Origin of the sequence: uncultured Methanofollis sp. (genome assembly GCF_937919355.1) — an archaeon.
Lineage (GTDB): Archaea > Halobacteriota > Methanomicrobia > Methanomicrobiales > Methanofollaceae > Methanofollis.
In genome coordinates this window covers 1-3,914 of the sequence record NZ_CALFSA010000033.1, presented here as the reverse complement: position 1 = coordinate 3,914, position 3,914 = coordinate 1, and the positions used below count along the sequence as shown (strand labels likewise).

The window sequence follows — 3,914 nt, the reverse complement described above, 5'->3', positions numbered from 1 at the left end:
ACTTTCACCCCCTGCTAGCCCCATTTATATATTAAAACGCCCATTCAGAGATCAATGGTCTTTCGAGTTCCCATAACACAGACTGAAAGCCATATGGACTCCCCTCTCCCTCCACACTTCAGGTACTGGGGCAAGACCATACGGGAAGATGGAAAGAACCGGGCGTACCACCCCCTCCCGTATCATGCCCTCGATGTTGCGGCGGTGGGGGCCGTCCTCCTCAGGTCAGATCCCCTCCTCAGAGAGCGTTTGAACGTACTCCACATCCCCAATTCCGACTTTGAACACCTTGTCTGTTTTCTCCTTGCCATCCATGACTCGGGCAAGCTTTCGACCCCGGCCTTCCAGAATAAAGATCCGGAAGCAGATGTCATGCATGCAGACCTGCGGACCGGTTATCATACTGACCTCGGGTACCGCCTCTGGAGGGAACATCTCTGGCCGAAAGCAACAGAAGAGGGTTGGCTCGGCTTCAAAGAAGGGGACAGCCAGGAGAGAGGGCAGGATGTCATCCTCCCCCTCCTGCGAGCGGTCTGCGGTCACCATGGCCAGCCGCCCCGGGAGGAGGAGACCACCCTGAGAGAGTTCTTCCTCCCAGAAGACCTTGTGGCGGCCGAGGCATTCGCCCGCGACTGCTCGGCCCTGTTCCTGAAAGACAGACCCATACCCCTTCCAGTAGACCGGGACACACCAAAAGCGATGAAAAAGGCATCATGGCTCCTCTCCGGCCTTTGCGTCCTCGCCGACTGGATAGGATCCGATGCTCGCTACTTCCCCTCCCAGGACCCGACCATCACACCCGAGAGTTATTTCAGGGACACCGCAATACCACGGGCGGAAAAGGCAGTCCTGGCTAAAAAGGCAGCCCCCGCACATCCTGCCAGATATTGCGGGTTGAACTCCCTCTTCCCCGATCTCTTTCCTGAAAAATCCCCGACACCCCTGCAGAGGTACGTCGCCACCGCACCCCTCGGCACCGGCCCTCATCTCTTCATCATCGAAGACGCAACAGGGAACGGGAAGACTGAAGCCGCCATCACCCTTGCTCACCGGTTGATGGCACAGGGAGAGGGAGAGGGCATCTATGTCGCCCTCCCCACAATGGCAACCGCAAATGCAATGTATGAACGTATCGGGAAGATGTCGGATCACCTCTTCTCCGACCATACCTACTCCACCGTCCTCGCCCATTCCGCCAGTCACCTCTACAGGCTGATGAAGGCATACCTCGAAGGGGACAGAGATGGAACCGCGGGCACGTCCTGGCTCGCAGACAACCGAAAAAAAGCACTCCTCGCACAGGTCGGCGTCGGAACCATCGACCAGGCCCTTCTTGCAGTCCTGCCGGTGAAGCACCAGTCACTCCGCCTCCTCGGGATTGCCCGGAACGTCCTCATCGTCGACGAAGTCCATGCCTGCGACAGATATATGCATGCCCTCCTCCAGAGGCTTCTGGAGTTCCACGGCGCACTGGGGGGAAGCGCCATCCTCCTCTCAGCAACTCTACCAGCAGTCCAGCGCCGCGAACTCGCCGCAAGTTTTGCACGCCGCATCCAGGGAATAGAAACAGAAACAGATGGAGACGGCTACCCCCTCCTCACGCACATCTGCCAGGGTGGACCCAGTGCGGTTTCGTTCCCCCAAGAAAAGCGCAAACAGGTGGTCGTCACTCTCACCGCATCCCCGGACGAGGCAGAGGGGGCGATTGTCAGGGCGGCACGAGAAGGGAAGTGCGCCTGCTGGATACGGAACACCGTCGCCGATGCCGTTGCAGCCTGGCAGCACCTCTCCACTCTCCTTCCGGCCAAAGATGTGCATCTCTTCCATGCCCGCGTCGCCCTCGCCGATCGCCTCAGGGTCGAGAAGGAGATCACCACACTCTTCGGGAAAGGCAGCAAAGAAGAGGCCCGGGCAAGCCAGGTCCTCGTCGCCACCCAGGTCGTCGAACAGTCCCTGGACCTCGACTTCGACCTCATGGTCAGCGACCTCGCCCCCATTGACAGGCTCATCCAGAGAGCAGGGCGGCTCCACCGCCACGAACGCGGTGACCGCGGCGAGGCAAGACTCATCGTACTCTCTCCTCCTCTCACCGCCGAACCGGACGAGACATGGTATCGATCCTTCTTCCCTGGGGGGGCTGCGGTCTATCCTGACCACGCCCGCCTCTGGCTCACTGCCAGGCTCCTCCACGAAAAAGGAGAGATCGTCATGCCCGGAGATGCTCACCCCTTCGTCGAGGCGGTATTCGGTGAGAGAAGCGATGGTGAAATTCCTCCAGGTTTCATGAGGCTCGCCGCGGAAGTCAGGGGAACGGAAAACGCTGACGCCTCGTTTGGACTTCAGAACGCCCTCAAGTTCAAGGGGGGATATGCAGAAACCGGCGGGCTCTGGGAAGATGACGTCAGAACGCCAACGCGCCTCGGGGAGCCGACGGTGACCCTGAGACTCGCACGGTGGGACGGCGAGCATTTCCTTCCCTGGGCAGATGAAGCAGACCCGAGGATCGCCTGGGATCTCAGTCAGGTCAGTGTGCGGGAGAAAGAAGTTGCCGGACCGGGTGAATTTGACGGCGACCTCAAACAGGCCGTTGAAAGAGCACAGGAAGCGATGCACGATCACGGGCGCGGCACCATCATCGTCCCTCTCAGGTATGAAAAGGGCGCATGGAGAGGGACGGGACGGAAAATATCCGGGCAGGAGGTCGTTATTACCTATGATACAACCTGCGGAGTCTCCGTTGAACGGAAATAAAGAGGAGAGTTTATAATATGGTAGACCATAGGAGAGAATGCATGGAATATGTAGTGAAGTTAGGGACACAAATCAGGAGGTGTACACCATCACAAACCTGATCCTTGACCGCTGGATCCCGGTCAGGTGCAGAGACGGCACAAGAAAAACCATCGCACCCTGGGAGATGACAGCAGACCATGAAAATAATCCTGCAACCGCCATCGTCACTCTCCGCCCCGACTTTGACGGCGCCCTCATCCAGTACCTTATCGGCCTCTGCCAGACCGTCATCCCACCTGAAGATGAAGAAGAGTGGAGAGAGTTTCTTCTCGAACCACCGGAACCATCAACACTGAAAAAAGAGTTTACCAGGGTTGCCGGCGCCTTCAACCTCGACGGAGACGGCCCGAGGTTCATGCAGGAAACCGGACTCGATGACGGGACAGTCTGGTCTGTGCGCGACCTCATCATCGGGATGCCTGAAGATACCAAGATCAACGAGAATACAGACTGGTTCGTCAAACGGGATACATTAAACGGGCTATGTCCGGCATGCGCCGCCCTGGCCCTTTACACTCTTCAGACCAATGCACCCGGCGGCGGGCGAGGACACATGACATCGATGCGGGGCGGAGGCCCGATGACCACTGTCATCCTCGGCCCCACACTCTGGCAGACCGTCTGGGCAAATGTCCTCGACCGCGACGATGAGGGAGAGAAGGCCAAGGCAGAGGACGACCGGAGATTTCCCTGGATGGGGCAGGTCAGAACGAGTGAAGGGAAGGATGTCACGACACCGGCGGATGCTCACCCGGACCAGGCCTTCTGGGGCATGCCGAGACGGATCCTCCTTGACTTCGATGGCGCCACGCCAGGCACCTGCGACCTCTGCGGTGAGGCGACCGACCACCTCGTCACCCAGTATCGTGCAAAACCTTACGGGATCAAGTACGCCGGTTGGGTCCATCCCCTGAGTCCCTATTACAGGAAAGACAAAAAATCCACCGAGATGCTCCCCCTTCACCCCCAGCCCGGCGGGATCACCTACCAGAACTGGCTTGGCACCGTCGTCAACGACAGGAAGGAAGGGGCGACCATTGCAGAGAATGTCGCACTCTTCCCCCGCCGTACACCCCCCGGGCGGGTCAGAGAAGTCTTCGCACCCAACGGCAGCAGGCCGC

General features: G+C 59.0%; 2 protein-coding genes. Both read left to right on the top strand.

The window, feature by feature from the left end:
* Positions 1 to 93 precede the first annotated feature (93 nt).
* Complete coding sequence (cas3, locus tag Q0520_RS01750; protein WP_298665824.1) at positions 94 to 2,751, top strand: CRISPR-associated helicase Cas3'; 2,658 nt, start codon at positions 94 to 96, stop codon at positions 2,749 to 2,751.
* Between the two features lie 79 nt (positions 2,752 to 2,830).
* Positions 2,831 to 3,914 (top strand): type I-E CRISPR-associated protein Cse1/CasA (casA, locus tag Q0520_RS01745; RefSeq protein WP_298665822.1); only part of this gene is annotated, 1,084 nt, incomplete at its 3' end.

Excerpts from the sequence above, each read along its gene's own strand:
- cas3 (WP_298665824.1), top strand. The coding sequence starts at position 94 with ATGGACTCCCCTCTCCCTCCACACTTCAGGTACTGGGGCAAGACCATA.